General features: G+C 70.4%; 16 protein-coding genes. 12 read left to right on the top strand and 4 right to left on the bottom strand.

The window, feature by feature from the left end; translation table 11 throughout:
• The first annotated feature begins 71 nt into the window (after window positions 1–71).
• Window positions 72–1,358 carry a bifunctional transcriptional activator/DNA repair enzyme AdaA gene (locus BMY74_RS04360; RefSeq protein WP_089909604.1) on the top strand — a complete coding sequence of 429 codons (1,287 nt, stop codon included), beginning with the start codon at window positions 72–74 and terminating at the stop codon, window positions 1,356–1,358.
• Window positions 1,355–1,852 carry a methylated-DNA--[protein]-cysteine S-methyltransferase gene (locus BMY74_RS04355; protein WP_089909601.1) on the top strand — a complete coding sequence of 166 codons (498 nt, stop codon included), beginning with the start codon at window positions 1,355–1,357 and terminating at the stop codon, window positions 1,850–1,852. Before BMY74_RS04360 ends, BMY74_RS04355 begins: the two co-directional genes overlap by 4 nt.
• Here the strand turns inward: BMY74_RS04355 and BMY74_RS04350 are convergent.
• The 3 genes from BMY74_RS04350 to BMY74_RS04340 are packed head-to-tail and all read right to left on the bottom strand — an operon-like array spanning window position 1,849 to window position 6,463.
• Window positions 1,849–2,430 (bottom strand): hypothetical protein, encoded by a 582-nt coding sequence (locus BMY74_RS04350; RefSeq protein ID WP_089909598.1) that lies wholly within the window; start codon window positions 2,428–2,430, stop codon window positions 1,849–1,851. The genes BMY74_RS04355 and BMY74_RS04350 overlap by 4 nt on opposite strands.
• A gap of 20 nt (window positions 2,431–2,450) precedes the next feature.
• The gene (locus BMY74_RS04345) at window positions 2,451–5,327 is read right to left on the bottom strand and encodes an AAA family ATPase (protein ID WP_089909595.1); all 2,877 of its coding nucleotides are present in this window, start codon (window positions 5,325–5,327) and stop codon (window positions 2,451–2,453) included.
• Complete coding sequence (locus tag BMY74_RS04340; RefSeq protein ID WP_089909592.1) at window positions 5,324–6,463, bottom strand: exonuclease SbcCD subunit D; 1,140 nt, start codon at window positions 6,461–6,463, stop codon at window positions 5,324–5,326. The genes BMY74_RS04345 and BMY74_RS04340 overlap by 4 nt, the downstream gene beginning before the upstream one ends.
• A 330-nt stretch (window positions 6,464–6,793) precedes the next feature.
• Here BMY74_RS04340 and tnpB point away from each other — a divergent pair, with 330 nt between their 5' ends.
• The 3 genes from tnpB (at window position 6,794) to BMY74_RS04325 (ending at window position 9,945) form a co-directional block, all read left to right on the top strand.
• Entirely contained in the window at window positions 6,794–8,167 is a 1,374-nt protein-coding gene (gene tnpB, locus BMY74_RS04335) for an IS607 family element RNA-guided endonuclease TnpB (RefSeq protein ID WP_089909589.1), read from the top strand.
• Between the two features lie 54 nt (window positions 8,168–8,221).
• Entirely contained in the window at window positions 8,222–9,133 is a 912-nt protein-coding gene (locus BMY74_RS04330) for a DNA recombination protein RmuC (protein ID WP_089909587.1), read from the top strand.
• Window positions 9,134–9,222: 89 nt separating this feature from the next.
• Window positions 9,223–9,945, top strand: a complete 723-nt coding sequence (locus BMY74_RS04325) for a DUF6542 domain-containing protein (protein WP_218159507.1) — start codon at window positions 9,223–9,225, stop codon at window positions 9,943–9,945.
• A gap of 64 nt (window positions 9,946–10,009) precedes the next feature.
• Here the strand turns inward: BMY74_RS04325 and BMY74_RS04320 are convergent, their stop codons facing one another.
• The gene (locus BMY74_RS04320) at window positions 10,010–10,954 is read right to left on the bottom strand and encodes a 4-hydroxy-3-methylbut-2-enyl diphosphate reductase (RefSeq protein WP_177229556.1); all 945 of its coding nucleotides are present in this window, start codon (window positions 10,952–10,954) and stop codon (window positions 10,010–10,012) included.
• Window positions 10,955–11,017: 63 nt separating this feature from the next.
• Between BMY74_RS04320 and BMY74_RS04315 the strand changes: the two genes are divergently transcribed.
• The 7 genes from BMY74_RS04315 to BMY74_RS04285 all read left to right on the top strand — a co-directional run bounded on the left by BMY74_RS04315 (window position 11,018) and on the right by BMY74_RS04285 (window position 15,969).
• Entirely contained in the window at window positions 11,018–11,512 is a 495-nt protein-coding gene (locus tag BMY74_RS04315) for a lipid droplet-associated protein (protein ID WP_089909579.1), read from the top strand.
• Entirely contained in the window at window positions 11,509–12,747 is a 1,239-nt protein-coding gene (gene xseA / locus BMY74_RS04310; RefSeq protein ID WP_089909576.1) for an exodeoxyribonuclease VII large subunit, read from the top strand. Before BMY74_RS04315 ends, xseA begins: the two co-directional genes overlap by 4 nt.
• Window positions 12,737–13,081 (top strand): sugar ABC transporter substrate-binding protein, encoded by a 345-nt coding sequence (locus tag BMY74_RS04305; RefSeq protein ID WP_245785877.1) that lies wholly within the window; start codon window positions 12,737–12,739, stop codon window positions 13,079–13,081. Before xseA ends, BMY74_RS04305 begins: the two co-directional genes overlap by 11 nt.
• Window positions 13,078–13,293, top strand: a complete 216-nt coding sequence (locus BMY74_RS04300; protein WP_090099824.1) for an exodeoxyribonuclease VII small subunit — start codon at window positions 13,078–13,080, stop codon at window positions 13,291–13,293. Before BMY74_RS04305 ends, BMY74_RS04300 begins: the two co-directional genes overlap by 4 nt.
• A gap of 67 nt (window positions 13,294–13,360) precedes the next feature.
• Window positions 13,361–14,401 (top strand): class II fructose-bisphosphatase, encoded by a 1,041-nt coding sequence (gene glpX, locus BMY74_RS04295; RefSeq protein WP_089909565.1) that lies wholly within the window; start codon window positions 13,361–13,363, stop codon window positions 14,399–14,401.
• A gap of 132 nt (window positions 14,402–14,533) precedes the next feature.
• On the top strand, window positions 14,534–15,304 hold the full coding sequence (locus tag BMY74_RS04290; RefSeq protein ID WP_089909564.1) for a S1 family peptidase: 771 nt from the start codon (window positions 14,534–14,536) through the stop codon (window positions 15,302–15,304).
• Window positions 15,305–15,441: 137 nt separating this feature from the next.
• The gene (locus BMY74_RS04285) at window positions 15,442–15,969 is read left to right on the top strand and encodes a L,D-transpeptidase (protein ID WP_245785876.1); all 528 of its coding nucleotides are present in this window, start codon (window positions 15,442–15,444) and stop codon (window positions 15,967–15,969) included.
• Window positions 15,970–15,978 lie beyond the last annotated feature (9 nt).

Genomic DNA, 15,978 nt, shown 5'->3' with positions numbered 1-15,978 from the left:
GTCTACGGCAGGCGACGGTCGTGTCCGATTTCCGCGAGCCATTGACCGTTCCCGCTGGCAGGATCGCTTGCATGGTCATCGACGAAGAACACGCGTACCGGGTGTGCTCCGCACGTGACGCCCGTTTCGACGGGTGCTTCATCCACGCGGTCCGCACGACGGGCATCTACTGCCGGCCCTCGTGCCCCGCGGTGACCCCGAAGCGCCGCAACAGCCGGTTCTTCCTGACGGCCGCGGCGGCCCAGTCGGCGGGGTTCCGCGCCTGCCGCCGCTGCCTGCCGGACGCGACCCCCGGCTCCCCCGAGTGGAACCTCCGTGCGGACCTGGCCGGCCGGGCGATGCGCCTGATCAGCGACGGAGTCGTGGAACGCGACGGCGTGAGCGGCCTCGCGTCGAAACTCGGCTACTCGGAACGCCACCTCACCCGCGTGCTGACCGCCGAACTGGGCGCCGGTCCGCTGGCACTGGCCCGCGCCCACCGCGCCCACGCCGCCCGCCTGCTGATCGAGACGACCGAACTGCCGTTCGCCGACATCGCGTTCGCCGCGGGCTTCGCGTCGGTGCGGCAGTTCAACGACACGATCCGCATGGTGTTCGCCTCGACGCCGTCCGACATGCGCGGCCGCGGCAAGGCACCGGCCGGCACGCCGGGACGGATCGTCCTGCGCCTGCCCTACCGCGCGCCGTTCGACGCGGCGGGCCTGCTCACGTACTTCCGGGCGCACGCGCTGCCCGGCGTCGAGGAGGTCACCGACGACTCCTACGCGCGCACCATGTCGTTGCCGCACGGCGAGGCGACGGTCCGCCTCACGTTCCCGACGGACCACGTCCTGTGCTCGCTGCGCCTCGCCGACGTGCGTGACCTGGGCGCGGCCGTGTCCCGCGTCCGGCGGCTGCTGGACCTCGACGCCGACCCGGTGGCCGTGGACACGTTCCTCGGCGCCGACCCGGTGATCGGCCCGCTGGTCCGTGCGGTACCCGGGATCCGGGTGGCGGGCAGCGTCGACGGCGCCGAGACGCTGCTGCGGCTGGTGGCGCCGTTCGAGGGCGTGCCGCTGCGGGTCCCGGACGGTGCGCTGACCCACCTCTACTCGGCCGGGGACCACCCCGTCACCGAGGCGCTCGCGAGCGGGAGACTCGTCATCGACGTGGGCCGCTCGATCGAGGACCTGACCGAAGAGCTCGCACACCTCGTGGGCGCGGACGTGGCCGACGAGGTGGCCATGCGGGTGCTGGGCGCACCGGACGTGCTCGTACTCCCCGAGACCGCACGACACCTGGCTTCCCACGGCCCCGAGTGGCGGCCGTGGCGCTCCTACGCGGGAGCACACCTGACGAGGAAGGCAGCAACATCATGAGCGTCGCGCACACGTCCACTGTGGACACCCCGGCGGGCCCGTTCACGTCGGTCGTCGCGCCGGACGGAGCGGTGCTGGCGAGCGGCTGGACCGCCGACCTGGCCCTGCTGACGCCCCAGATCCACGCCACCCTCATGCCGTCGGAGATCACGCCCCGGCCGGACCTGGGCGACGTCACCAAGGCCGCGATCGCCTACCACGAGGGCGACCTGACGGCGATCGACACGATCCCGGTCCGCCAGAAGTCGGGCCCGTTCCTGCAGCACGCGTGGGACGTCCTGCGCACGGTCCGCGCCGGCGAACCGGTCACCTACACCGAGTACGCGGAGCTCTCCGGCCGTCCGGCGGCGATCAGGGCGGCGGCCTCGGCCTGCGCGCGCAACTCGGTGGCGCTGTTCGTCCCGTGCCACCGCGTGATCCGGCTCGGTGGCGACCTGGGCGGCTTCCGCTGGGGCCTCGACGTCAAGCGCTGGCTGCTCGCCCACGAGGGCTAACCGACGAGCCTGATCTCCGGAGGTCCGGTCATGGTCACGAGGTCCGTGCCGCACTTGCGGCACGGGCTGGCGACCGGCCAGACCGCGTTGGTCTGCAGGGACTGCTCCCCGTTGAACCACTGGTCCTCGCCGGCGTCGCGGCAGGCGTGGCAACCGACGCGGTAGTGCAGCCGGACCCACGGGCCGGTGCCCAGCTCGCCGCCCCGGGCCTGCGGGCGCTCGACGTCGGCGAACGGCGACCACCAGAACGACAACCGGCAGCGAAGGGTGTTGTCGCCGCGGCCGCCGACGGTGTCGAAGCCGGTGATGCGGATCGGGGCGGGGTGGCTTCCCGGCGGCACCGCGGGATCGCCCCCGGTCGCCGCGCCGTCCCCCACCTCGTCCGGCCCGTCCTGCCACTCCAGCGGTCCCTGCGCCGACTGGCACACACCGTGCGCGGCCCCGTGGTGCACGGTGACGGTCCGGCCGGTCCGGCGGCACACGAAGCAGTCGTGCGAGTACTCGATCCTGTTCGCCCACCAGAAGTGAGCGGCCTCGGTGAGCTCGACGCGCGCGGTGATTTCCACGTGGGACAACACGCGCCGAGGGTAGACGCCGATCAGCCCAGCGACATCTCCAGCGTCGACCCGGTCCGGGCCTTGCGGACCCGCAGCCGGGTCGGGATGCGCTGCCGCAACTCCTCCACGTGCGACACCAGCCCGACCACACGGCCACCGGCCCGCAACTCGTCCAGCGTGTTCATGACGATGTCCAGCGTGTCCGAGTCGAGCGTGCCGAACCCCTCGTCGACGAACAGGGTGTCGAGCAACGCCCCACCGGTCTCGTTGGCCACCACGTCCGCGAGCCCCAGCGCGAGCGACAGCGACGCCAGGAACGACTCGCCACCCGACAGCGTCTTGGCGGGGCGCGAGCGGCCCGAGTAGTCGTCCAGCACGTCGAGGCTCAGGCCGCCGCGCGTGCCGCGGGCTCCGGCCGAGTCGGAGTGCACGAAGCTGTAGCGGCCCTGGCTCATCCGGTGCAGCCGGGCGGACGCCGCCACGGCGACCTCCTCCAGCCGGGCCGCGAGCACGTACGAGCGCAGCGTCATCTTCTTCGAGTTCTGGCCGCGGCCGTTGATCACGTCGGTCAGCGCGTCCAGCTCGGCGTAGGTGGCCTCCAGCGGCTCCAGGGACTTCCGCTCGGCCCGCAGGCGCTCCGCCAGCTCGCTCACGCGGTCGAGGGCCGCTCGGGCGCGGGCCAGGCCGGTCGCGGCGGAGGAGGCGGCCGCACGGGCGGTGGAGGCCTGCGCCGTCACCTCGTTCAGGTCGACCTCGTCTTCGGGGTCGATCCCGGCCAGTTCCTCGAGCGTCGCGAGGGCTGAGGCGCGGGCGCGTTCCCACTTCGCGATGCGGTCGTCCAGCGCCTCCAGCTTGATCGCCGGGCGGTGCGCGGCCAGAGCGGCGTCCACGTCCGCGAAACCCGCCTCTGCGGCCAGCGCGGCGACCGAGGCCTGCTGCTCCCGCACGCGGGCCAGCGCGCTGTCGCGGGCGTTGCGGCGTTCGTCCAGCTCCACCAGGGCCTTCGCGAGGCGCAGGAGGTGGTCGCGGCGGGTCAGGACGTCCTCGTGCTCGCCGCGGGCCTTGTCGAGGCGGGCACCGCGCTCCTCGACGACCGTCACGAGCGACTTGTGTTCGGTGTGCAGGCCGACCAGGTCCTGTTCGACGCGGGCCTTCTCGGCTCCCAGGTCGCGGGTCTTGGCCTCGAGGCCGACGAACTCGGTCTGCCGCTGCGACCGGGTGCGGGCGAGCTCCGCCGCCGCGCGGTACTCGGACAGCGCGACCGCCGGCTCCTCGGACCCCAGCGCCTCCCAGCAGGCCTGGATGCGCAGCTCGGCGGCATGGGCGGCCCGTTCGGCCTCGTTGCGGCGGTCCAGGGCGGCCTGCTCGTCGCGGGCGGCCTCCTCCTCGTCCGCCGCGTCGACACCGCCCAGCATCGGCTGCGCGGGCGCGGGGTGGCTCGGGGAACCGCAGACGGCGCAGGGCTTGCCGCGCTGCAACGCCGCGGCCAGCTCGATCGCCATGTTCTCCAGGCGCTGGTGGCGGACCTGCTGCAGGACGTCCTTGGCCTTCTGGTGCACGTCGATCGCCTGGTGCAGCTCGTTCTTGGTGCGCTCCAGCGCCTCCGCCGCCCCCGGCAACGCCTCGGCCGCGTCGGCGCGGGCCTTGAGCGACTCCAGGCGGGCGGACGCCTCCACGGCGGCGTCGAGCTGGGCGCGGCACTGGGCCAGCCGTTCGGGGAGGACGTCCAGCTCGGCGTTGAGCGCGAGCAACCGGCGTTCGACCTGGTGCGAGGAGTTCTTCAGCACCGACAGCCGGCGCACGTCGGCCTGCTGGCGTTCGGCCTCGGCCGCCAGCTCGCCCAGCCCACCCGCCTCCTCGCGGTGGCGTTCGGCGTCCTCGCGCAACGACGAACCCTCGTACCCCAAGCGCGCCAACGCTTCCGCGGCCCGTGTCTCGTCGCGCACCGCGAACTCGTAGGACTGCTGGAGCTTCGCGATCTCGGCGTGGGCCGGCACGACGGGGATCGCGCGCCGGGCCGCGTCGCGTTCGGCGAACCACGACGCCGAGTCGGCCGCCTCGACGCGGGCCAGCAGCTCGCGGGCCTCGCGCACGCGGCGCAGCTGGTCGGCCTGCACGCGCGCCTGGTCCAGCAGGACCTGCGCGCCGTCGGCCACGCCCGCCGTCTCCTCCGACAGCGCCTCGGCCTCCCCCACGGCCAGGGACAGCCGCTCCAGCACCGACTCCAGCCAGCCCGGCTCGTCGGAGGGTTCCTCGCCGGCCGCCTCCGCCACGCGCTGCACGAGCCGCGAGGCGCCCTGGCGGCGCTCTTCCAGCACGCGCCAGGCGGCCACGCGCCTGTCGCGGAACCACTTCTCGACGTCGAGGAACCGCTCGGTGCCGAAGAGCTTCTCCAGCAACACCTCGCGCTCGGCCGTGTCCGAGCGCAGGAACTTCGCGAACTCCCCCTGCGGCAGCAGCACGACCTGGAAGAACTGCTCGTACGACATGCCCAGCATGTCCTCGACCGCGCGCGCCACGTCGTCGATGCGGGTGATGCCCTCGCCGTCCCAGCCCTCGAGCCAGGTCAGCGAGCACTTCGCGGGCTGGGTGGTGAAGCCGCCGCCGCGCTTCTTCGGGCGGTCGAACTCCGGCGAGCGCACGATCCGGAACCGCCGCGACTGCACGGTCAGCTCCAGCGACACCTCCGTCGGCACGTCGGGATCGGCGTACTCGCACCGCAGCTTCTTCACGTCACCACGCGCGCCGGGCACCCGGCCGAACAGCGCGAACGCCACCGCGTCGAGCAACGTCGTCTTGCCCGCGCCCGTGTCGCCGTGCAGCAGGAACAACCCGTCCGCGCCCAGCTCGTCGAAGTCGACGGCCTCGGGCGACGGGTAGGGCCCGAACGCCGTGAGCTCCAGGCGGTGCAGTCTCATTGCTCCTGCTCCCTCGCCACCGACGCGAAAGCCTCACGCAACAACGCCATCTCCGCGACCGTCGGTTCGGAGCCGCGCGTGTCGGACACGAAGCAGCAGGCCACTTCCTCGTCCGTGCGACCGCGCACCCGTTCCGCGTACGTCATGTCGTGCTGCGGGCCCTGCTCCGGCCGCCACTCGACGTGCACCGCGTGCTCGAACCGCTTCTGCAGCTGCCGCAACGCGTCCATCGGCCGCACCTGGTCCGTCAGCACGACCGACAGGAAGTGGTCTTCCAGCGGCTTGTGCGCCGGGTCCTCCAGCACGTCCGCCAGTGTCCCGGACACCACCGCGAGCTGCCGCGGCACCGGCAGGTCGCGCCGCTCCACGCCGACGAGGCCACCTTCGTCCAACTCCACCAGCCACACCGACTTGCGATGCCGCGCCTCGGAGAACGAGTACGCCAGCGGCGATCCCGAGTACCTCAGGTTCTCCGCCAGCGTCTGCGGCCCGTGCAGGTGCCCCAGTGCCACGTAGTCGACGCCCGCGAACACCTGCATCGACACGTCCTGCACACCGCCCACCGCGATGGTGCGCTCGGACTCCGAAGGGGCCCCGCCCGTCACGAAGGCGTGCGCCAGCACCACGGACCGCGCCTCGCGCGATGCCAGGTCGGCGCGAATCCGCCGCATCGCCTCGCCGAGCACGGGCGCGTGACCCTTGTCCGCCACGCCCAGCGCGTGCCGCGCCGGTTCGGGCTCCAGGAAGGGAATCCCGTACACCGCGACCGGCCCGTGCTCGTCCTCCAGCTCGACCGGCTTGTCCAGCAACGAGATCTGCGTGCGCAGGTACAGCCCGCCCGCCGCCGCGAACTCCCCGAACACGCCGATGCGGGCCGCCGAGTCGTGGTTGCCGGGCGTGATCACGATCCGCGCCCCGGCCGCCCTGATCCACATCAGCACCCGCGCGCACAACGCCACCGCGTCGGCCGAGGGCACCGCCCGGTCGTACAGGTCGCCGGAGATGACCACGACGTCGACCTTCTCGGTGGACACCAGGTCAGCGAGGCCGCTCAGCACCGACTCCTGCTCCACGAGCAGGTCGCGGCCGTGGAAGGTGCGCCCCACGTGCCAGTCGGAGGTGTGCAGGATCCGCATGGCCCCAACCGTAGAGACGGGGTCCGACAAATCTCCGGGAGGGTTCCCGGCGTGTCACCCGATCGAGTTCAACATTCCACGGCGACCAAGAACAGTCCCGGAACCGCAAGCACCGCGATCGAACATGTGTTTGACTGAGCGGGTGAAGCTCGCCGAGTGGGCGCTGCAGCCGAGTGCGGAGCCGCGAGCATGGCTGGCGAGCGCGCAGAGTGTCAGATGGAGAAACCAGGTGGCATTGCCCGGGCGACGTCCCACACTGACCCCTCGTCTCCGCAACGCCGAGGTTGCCAAGATTCTTATGGAGTACGGGAACCTCTATGAGGTCGCCCGGTGAGCAGCGTGATCCAAGCATTCCGGTTCGCACTCGACCCTGCTCCAGAACAGGTCGCGGCGTTGCAATCGCACTGTGGCGGGCAGCGCTTCGCTTACAACTGGGGTCTGGCCCTGGTGAAGGCTGTGCTCGGTCAACGCAAGGCCGAAGCCTCGTACGGCATCCCGGATTCCGAGCTGACGCCATCGGTTCAGTGGTCTGCGTACGGCCTGCGAAAGTTGTGGAACGACGCGAAGGACGAAATCGCGCCATGGTGGGGCGAAAACTCAAAAGAGGCCTATGCGTCCGGGCTGGCGAACCTGGCGACGGCATTGGGCAACTGGAACGGTTCGAAGAACGGCGCCAGGCGCGGTCCGAGGATGCGATTCCCGAGGTTCAAGGGCAAACGGCGAGCGTTGTCCTGCCGGTTCACAACCGGCGCCTTCGGTCTGGTCAACGGCGACCGGCGACATGTGAAGCTGCCGCGCATCGGCGCGGTGCGCACGCACGAGTCGACCCGAAAGCTGGCTCGCCACGTCGAGCGTGGCACTGCCCGGATCCGTTCTGTCACGGTCACCCATCAAAGCGGACGCTGGTTCTGCTCGTTCTCGGTCGAGATTCGAAGGGCCGACCCACCGCCGACCCGACCTGCCTCCGTAGTGGGCGTCGACCTGGGAATCAAGGCTCTTGCAGTGTTGTCGACCGGCGAGGTCATCGCCAACCCGCGTCATTTCGACGGAATGCGACGAGAGCTGCGCCGCCTGCAACGCCAGGCCGCACGCCGCATCGGCGCAGACCGCCGTGTCCAGCGGCAGCCCTCGCGGCGGTGGCGGCGCACCCTGGCCCGCATCGCGAAGCTGCACACCGCCGTCGCAAACGCTCGGCGGGATGGCCTGCACAAGCTCACCAGGGTCCTCGCCGCTACCCACGGCACGATCGTGGTCGAGAATCTACACATCGCGGGGATGGTCAAGAACCGACGACTGGCCCGGCACGTTGCCGACATCGGTATGGGTGAACTTCTACGCCAGACCAAGTACAAAGCCGCTTGGACCGGTGGCACGGTGCACATCGCGGACCGCTGGTATCCGTCCTCGAAGACCTGTTCGGCATGTGGCTCGGTGAAAGCCAAACTGCGCCTGTCCGAACGGACGTTCCACTGCGACAAGTGCCCACTGGTGCTCGATCGTGATCTCAACGCCGCCCGCAACCTCGCCCAGCTCGTGGACGAGGCCACCGGCGGTACGTCCTCCCCGAGTTGCGGGGCGACGGTAAACGAGCCCGATGGAAACCCATGTCAGACCCGTCACGTGCGGGCAGCGGGTATCGCCACGGGAAGACCCGACCCCGCCGGTCCGGGCCAACGCCGACACCGCAAGGTGACGGCTACTTGAACAGAGCAGGCTTGCGTTTGCCTGCATTTCGAGTAACGGAGCATCATCGGTGCCGTGACCGCAGTGATCATCACCGCCCTGATCGTCCTGGCGCTCGTCAGCGCCGGGGCGCTGCTGTTCGTCTGGCGCCTGTACCAGGACAGCGTCCGGCGCACCGACGAGGCGCTGGCCGCCATCAACGTCGAACGCGCGCGCTACGACACGCAGCAGCAAGCTTTGCAACGCTACGAAGTGGCGTTCTCCAGCGTCTCAGGTCGTGGTGAACTCGGCGAACAGGTGCTCGTCGAAACGGCGCGCGCCCTCGGTCTGAGGGAAAACCTCCACTACACGCTCCAGACGGACGTGGCGGGCGGCGGCGCGGTCCGGCCGGACATGGTGCTGAACGTCGGCGGCGGCCGCGCGGTCCCGGTCGACTCGAAGATGTCCATGGCCACCTGGGCCGAGGCCGTCGAGACGGACGACCCGCAGGAACGCCAGGACGCGTTGCGCGTGCACGTCCGCAACATCCGTTCGCGCGCCGCCGAACTGGCCGGCAAGGGCTACCAGCGCTGGGCCGACGCCATCTACGGCACGATCATGTTCGTCCCCAACGACGGCGCGGTCGTCGCCGCCCTCGACACCGACCCCGAACTGCTGCGCTGGCTGCTCGACCGCCGCGTGTTCCTGTGCGGCCCGACGGGGTTCGCCGTGATCGCCTCCAGCGCCATGTTCGCGGTCACCGAACGCGCGCTGGCCGAGGACGTCGAGCAGGTCAGGCTGTCCGCGGGCCGCGCGAACCGGGCGGCCGACAGCGCCATCGAGGCCGTCAACCTCTCCACCACGCACCTGCAGCGCTTCCTGAGCGCGCGGCGCCGGGAACTGGAGGCGCTGGAGGGTTTCCGGGCGAGCGTGGAGCCCTTGACGGACGCTTCCGCCACTCCTACACCCCTCCCGTTGGTCCGAAGGGCGGACGAACAGTCCGCATAGAACGCACTCAGCGTGCCCGCAGGTTGCTTCTGGGTGAGAAAGCTGCGGACTGACGAACACCGAATGGCCGAACGGCTACCGTGTGCGTCGTGAGTGAGTTGCGCGAGCGTTCAGCAGCCTTCGACGACGACCTCGAAGACTACGACGCGGTTCCGTGGAACTACCGGGCCATCTTCGGCGAGTTCAAGGGCATCCCGTGGTGGGCCGCGATCCTCGCTGCCCTGGTCCCGGCGTTCATCGGCGCGTTCATCGACATCAACTCCAGCAAGACGGTCGGCTGGACGTTCAACGTCGTGTTCTTCCTCGGCGCGCTGGCCGCGATCCTGCTGGTGCAGCGCCGCAGCCTGTTCGGGCCGATGGTGCAGCCGCCGCTGGTCCTCGCCGCCACGGTGCCGATCCTCGTGCTGCTCACCGGCGGCGTGCAGAAGGCGGGCCTGTCCGCCATGGCGCTGGGCCTGGGCAAGCCGCTCATCGACAGCTTCCCGGTCATGGCCGTCACCACCGCCGTCACGGTCGGCCTCGGAATCCTGCGGATCTTCCTGCAGAAGAACCCGAACCGGCCGTCCAAGGACGAGGTCCGCGAGGCCAAGGCGGAGGTCAAGGGGCGCGCCAAGCCCGTCCGCAGGCCCCGCGAGGAGCCGGTGGAGGAAGAGGAGCGCCCGCGCCGTCCCCGCCCGGAACGCGCTGAGGGGGCCCCTGCGCGTCGCCCGCGTCCCGAGGGCGCGCCCGCCCGCCGCCCGCGCCCGGACGGTGCCCGCGGCGAACGCCCGGCCGGCCAGCGCAGGCCCCGCCCGCCGCGCGACGACCGCTGACAAGCCCCGGAACGCCCGAAGGGCCGCCACCGATCCCGGTGGCGGCCCTTCGCACATCTCCGCTCTAGCGCACGAGGTCCTTGCGGAGCTCACGCGGCAACGAGAACGCGATCTTCTCGTTGGCCGTGGTGATCTCCTCGACCTCGCCGTACCCCTGCGTCTCCAGGTACTTCAGCAGCTCCATCACCAGCAGGTCCGGCACCGACGCACCGGACGTCACGCCGACGGTCTCGACGCCCTCGAGCCACGCCGGGTCGACCTCCTTGGCGTAGTCGATGAGGTACGAGGCCTTGGCGCCGTGCTGCAGCGCCACCTCGACCAGCCGCACGGAGTTGGAGGAGTTCTTCGAGCCCACCACGAGCACGAGGTCGCACGACGGCGCCATCGTCTTCACCGCGGTCTGGCGGTTCGAGGTGGCGTAGCAGATGTCGTCGGACGGCGGGTCCTGCAGCTCGGGGAAGCGGTCCTTGAGCTGGCGCACGCGCACCATGGTCTCGTCGACCGAGAGCGTCGTCTGCGACAGCCAGATGACCTTGGAGGGGTCGCGCACCTCGACGGTGGCGGCGTCCTCGGCGGTGTCGACGAGCTGGACGTGGTCCGGCGCCTCACCGGCGGTGCCCTCGACCTCCTCGTGGCCCTCGTGGCCGATCAGGAGGATGTCGTAGTCCTCCTTGGCGAACCGCACCGCTTCCTTGTGGACCTTCGTCACCAGCGGGCAGGTGGCGTCGATCGTGCGCAGCGAGCGCTGCTCGGCCTCCGCGTGGACGGCGGGCGACACGCCGTGCGCCGAGAACACCACGAGCGCGCCCTCGGGCACCTCGTCCGTCTCGTTGACGAAGATGGCACCGCGGTCGGACAGCGTCTCCACGACGTACTTGTTGTGGACGATCTCCTTGCGCACGTAGACAGGTGCGCCGTACTTCTCGAGGGCGAGCTCGACCGTCTCGACGGCACGATCAACGCCCGCGCAGTAACCACGCGGCTTCGCCAACAGGACTCGCTTGGGCATGCCCTCAGGGTACCCAGGCCCGGTCCTAGGCATTTCAGACGCGGTTGCGGCAGGCTTAGGACCATGAAGCCACTGCCACTGGGTGTCCGCGTCGCCGCCGGCCTCGCCGTGACCGCCCTCGAACAGGCCCGCAGGCTGCCCCAGCAGCTCGCCGGACTCCCGTTGACGGTGGTCAGCGAGGCGATGCAGCTCTCGATGCGCGTGCAGCAGCATGTGACCGAACTCGCCATCAAGGGCGACGACGTCCTCTCCGGACTGCGCCCCGCCGAGGAAGAACCGGAGTGGGCGACCTTCGACGAGGACGAGACGCCCGTCACGACTTCTCAGGAAACTCCCGCCGACGACCCGTGGGAGGAGGAGGAACGCGCCATCGCCGACGTGCCCGTGTTCCTGCCGTCCTACGACGAGCTGTCGATTGCCCAGCTCCGCGCGCGGCTGCGCAACCTCGACGCCGAGCAGCTCGAGGAGCTCCTGCGCTACGAGAAGGCGCACGAGTCGCGGCCTGAGTTCGTCGGGATGCTCAACCGCCGGATCGCGACGGTGAAAGCGCAGTCGTGACTGAAGCGAAATCCACGCCGGAGAACCCGTGGCCGGTGCGGACGGTCGCCCGCAAGCTGCTCGACTGGATCAACCGGCTCGGCGACGTCTGGGTCGAGGGCCAGGTCACGCAGCTCAACGCGCGCAGCTCGACGGCGTTCCTGACGCTGCGCGACCCGAGCGTCGACATGTCCATGTCGATCACGGCCAACGCGTCGATGGTCCGCGAGCTGCAGCTCACCGAGGGCAGCAGGGTGATCGCGCACGGCAAGATCAGCTTCTACCCGAACCGCGGCACGCTGAGCCTGCGAGCGGACGACATCCGCGCCGTCGGCATCGGCGAGTTGCTGGCGCGCATGGAACGGCTGCGCAAGCTGCTGCACGCCGAGGGCCTGTTCGACCCGCGCCGCAAGCGCCGCCCGCCGTTCCTGCCGAACAAGATCGGGCTCATCACCGGTCGCGCGTCGGCGGCCGAGCGGGACGTGCTCACGAACGCCCGGAACCGGTGGCCCGGCGCGCACTTCCGCGTCATCAACGTCGCCGTGCAGGGCCCCACCGCCGTCACGCAGGTGATGACCGCACTGTCCACTCTGGAACGCGATCCGGAGTGCGACGTGATCATCATCGCCCGCGGCGGCGGCAGCGTGGAGGACCTGCTGCCGTTCTCCGACGAGGCGCTGTGCCGCGCGGTCTCCCAGTGCCGCACGCCGGTCATGTCCGCGATCGGCCACGAACCGGACACCCCGCTGCTCGACCACGTCGCTGACGTGCGGTGTTCGACGCCCACCGACGCTGGCAAACGGGTGGTTCCCGATGTCGCCGAAGAGAGTGAACGCGTCCGCCAGATGCGCGACCGCGGCCGGCGCGCGCTGCACGGCTGGGTCGACCGGGAGCGCAAGCTGCTCGACGCGCTGAGGTCCCGACCAGTGCTTTCGGACCCCCACGGCCCGCTGGAGCGCAGGTCAGAGGAAGTGAAGCGCTTTCGCGACCAGGGCCGCCGGGCGGTCACGCAACGACTCGACCGCGAGGACGTCCACCTGTCGGGGACCAAGGCCCGCTTGACGACCCTCGGACCAGCCGCCACGCTGGCCCGCGGATACGCCGTTGTGCAACTGGTCACACCTGACGGTCCGGACGGCGTGCTGCGATCTGTGACGGACGCGCCGAGCGGAACACAACTGCGGGTACGCGTCGTTGACGGAGCAGTGCACGCCACTGTCACCACTGCGGAAGGGGGAGGTACCGATGATGCGTGATGCCGTGTTCCTGCCCCTGACCATGGAGGCGGCCGGCGAGTGCGCGACGGGGCTGCGCACGAAGGCGGAGGCGGCGAACCGCGCCGCGGCCGAGTGCTGGACGGCGATGGTGGGCGACTGCGACACCACGGGCCGCCGCACGCTGATCCTGACGTTGCACGACCTGAGCGAGGCCACCGCCGGCACGGTCCAGTACCGGCGCGTCGCGGAGGCCGAGGCGCTCATCGACGAGGCGGTGCGAGAGGGTGACGGCGAGGAGTTCGCGGAGGCGCTGGTCGGCTACGACCTGGCCGTCGCGACCGTGCTGAGCCGTCTGAGGAGCCAATCCGCGTGAGTTCGGAAACACTCGGTTACGAAGCCGCCCGTGACGAACTGGTCGAGGTGGTCCGCAAGCTGGAGGCCGGTGGCCTGTCGCTGGAGGACTCCCTCGCGCTGTGGGAACGCGGGGAGGCGCTCGCCAAGACGTGTGAGCAGCATCTCGCCGGTGCACGTGAGCGAATCGATGCAGCTCTCGCTGTCGTCGAGGAGGACGTTTCCGACGCGTGATCCCGTGCAAGGATTCAGCTGCCGATCACAAAATCCGGCACGCTGAGTAGTCGCATGGAGGCGCGCAATGGTGAACACCCCCGCGGAACGACGTCGCGAAGCCCCCGACCGGAACCTGGCATTGGAGCTCGTGCGCGTCACCGAGGCCGCGGCGATGGCCGCGGGCCGCTGGGTGGGCCGGGGCGACAAGAACGGCGGTGACGGCGCGGCCGTCGACGCGATGCGCAAGCTCATCCACACCGTCTCGATGAGAGGCGTCGTGGTGATCGGCGAGGGCGAGAAGGACGAGGCGCCCATGCTGTTCAACGGCGAAGAGGTCGGCAACGGCGAGGGCCCCGAGTGCGACGTCGCGGTCGACCCGATCGACGGCACCACGCTGATGTCGAAGGGCATGCCGAACGCGCTGGCGGTGCTGGCCGTGGCCGAGCGCGGGGCGATGTTCGACCCGTCCGCCGTGTTCTACATGGAGAAGCTCGCCGTGGGCCCGGAGGCGGCCGACGTCATCGACATCACCGCGCCGCTCGCCGAGAACATCCGGCGCGTCGCGAAGGCCAAGCACAGCGACGTCTCCGACGTGAACGTGTGCATCCTCGACCGGCCGCGGCACGAGGGCATCGTGCAGGAGGTCCGGCAGGCGGGCGCGCGCATCCACTTCATCTCCGACGGCGACGTGGCGGGTGCGATCGCGGCGGCGCGGCCCACGTCGGGCGTGGACATGCTCGTGGGCATCGGCGGCACGCCCGAGGGCATCATCGCGGCGGCGGCGCTCAAGTGCGTCGGTGGCGCCATCCAGGGCCGGTTGTGGCCCAAGGACGACGAGGAGCGCGAGAAGGCGATCGGCGCGGGCCACGACCTGTCGCGTGTGCTGACGACGAACGACCTCGTCAGCGGCGACAACGTCTTCTTCTGCGCGACGGGTGTGACCGATGGTGACCTTCTGCGCGGTGTGCACTACCGCGCGGGCGGCTGCACCACGCAGTCGATCGTGATGCGGTCCAAGTCCGGCACCGTGCGCATGATCGACGGCTTCCACAGCCTGCACAAGCTGCGCGAATACTCCTCGGTCGACTTCGACCTGCCCGAGGGCGCACAGCAGCCGCTGCCGTAAATGTCCCATTCACTGTGAACTGTGAACGCTCGGTGACCAGACGAGTGACCCTAGTGACGGTGTGACCTTCGTCCTTAGTTTTCGTCCTGACCCCGGCAACCCTGCGCCGGGTTCAGGAAAGGACACTCAACGATGAGGGCACGTTCGTTGTTCTCCGCAGTCGTCGTGGCCGCTGGCGCCCTGCTCGCCTCGGCCGTCGCGGCCACCGCGGCTCCGGCTCCGACCACCGACGGCGACGTCTCGCCGATGATCGTCGGCGGCGGCAACGCCACGCAGGTCTACTCCTGGATGGTCTCCCTGCAGAGCACCTCCGGCAGCCACTTCTGCGGCGGCACCCTGATCAAGGCCAACTGGGTCGTGACGGCGAAGCACTGCGTCCAGGGCTCGTCCGCGTCGTCGATCCGCACCCGGATCGGCACGACCAACCGCACCAGCGGCGGCACCACCACCGGGGCGTCCCGCATCATCACGCACCCGTCCGCCGACCTGGCGCTCGTGCAGCTCAACACGTCCGTCAGCCAGGCGCCCGCCCCCGTGGCGGCGTCGTCGGGCGCGGTCGGCACGGCCACGCGCATCATCGGCTGGGGCCAGACCTGCCCCGTCCGCGGTGCCTGTGGCGCTCCGGTCACCCTGCAGGAGCTCAACACGTCGATCGTGTCGGACAGCCGGTGCTCCGGCATCTACGCGGCGTCGGAGATCTGCACCAACAACACCGACGGCAACAAGGGCGCCTGCTACGGCGACTCGGGTGGCCCCGAGGTGAAGTCCGTCAACGGCCGCTGGGAGCTCATCGGCGCGACCAGCCGTTCCGGCGGTGGCGCGAACTGCGCCCAGGCCCCGTCGATCTACGTGGACGTCCCGTACTTCCGCTCGTGGATCAGCCAGTACGCCGGCACCGTCTGAGGTTCTGACGCAGATCGGTAAGCGCGTTCCGAGGCCCGTCTCCCAACCGTTACGGGAGGCGGGCCTTCGCGTTGCAACCCCCGTGGTCGTCCCGCCGTCTACTTCGGCAAGGGATGGAACGAGCATGGGGGTGCGCGATGAGGATGCTGGTCGTGGCGGTCGCGTTGATGTCGCTGGCCGGGTGCACGCAGGTGGCGGCACAGGGCGAGATCCCCGAGGCGACCGGGTCCCCCACGGCGACCTCCTCCGTGTCGGCTCCTCCCAAGACGACCTCGGAGACCCCTCCGCCGCCTCCTCCCCCGGCCGTCGTGAAGCCGACGCCGTGCAGCATCAGCGACGGTGCGTGCATCCAGCTCTCGACGAACCAGTCGTGGGTCGTGCGGGGCGACAAGATCGTCCACGGCCCGTCGAAGATCACGCACGGACGTCGCGGCTTCGAGACGCCGCTCGGCGACTTCCCGGTGCTGCGCAAGGTGAAGAACGAGTGGAGCCGGCCGTACAACGCGCCGATGCCGTGGTCGACGTACTTCACCGAGAGCGGCATCGCGTTCCACGAGGGCTCGCTGACCGACCCGTCGCACGGCTGCATCCATCTCGACCCGCAGGCCGCCCGGTACTACTTCGAGAACCTCTCGATTGGCGAGACCGTGCAGGTGGTCTCATGATCATCGACC

It is taken from the genome of Lentzea albida (assembly GCF_900111005.1).
GTDB lineage: Bacteria > Actinomycetota > Actinomycetes > Mycobacteriales > Pseudonocardiaceae > Lentzea > Lentzea albida.
The sequence above is the reverse complement of the archived record's forward strand: the minus strand, read 5'-3'. Positions and strand labels throughout refer to the sequence as shown.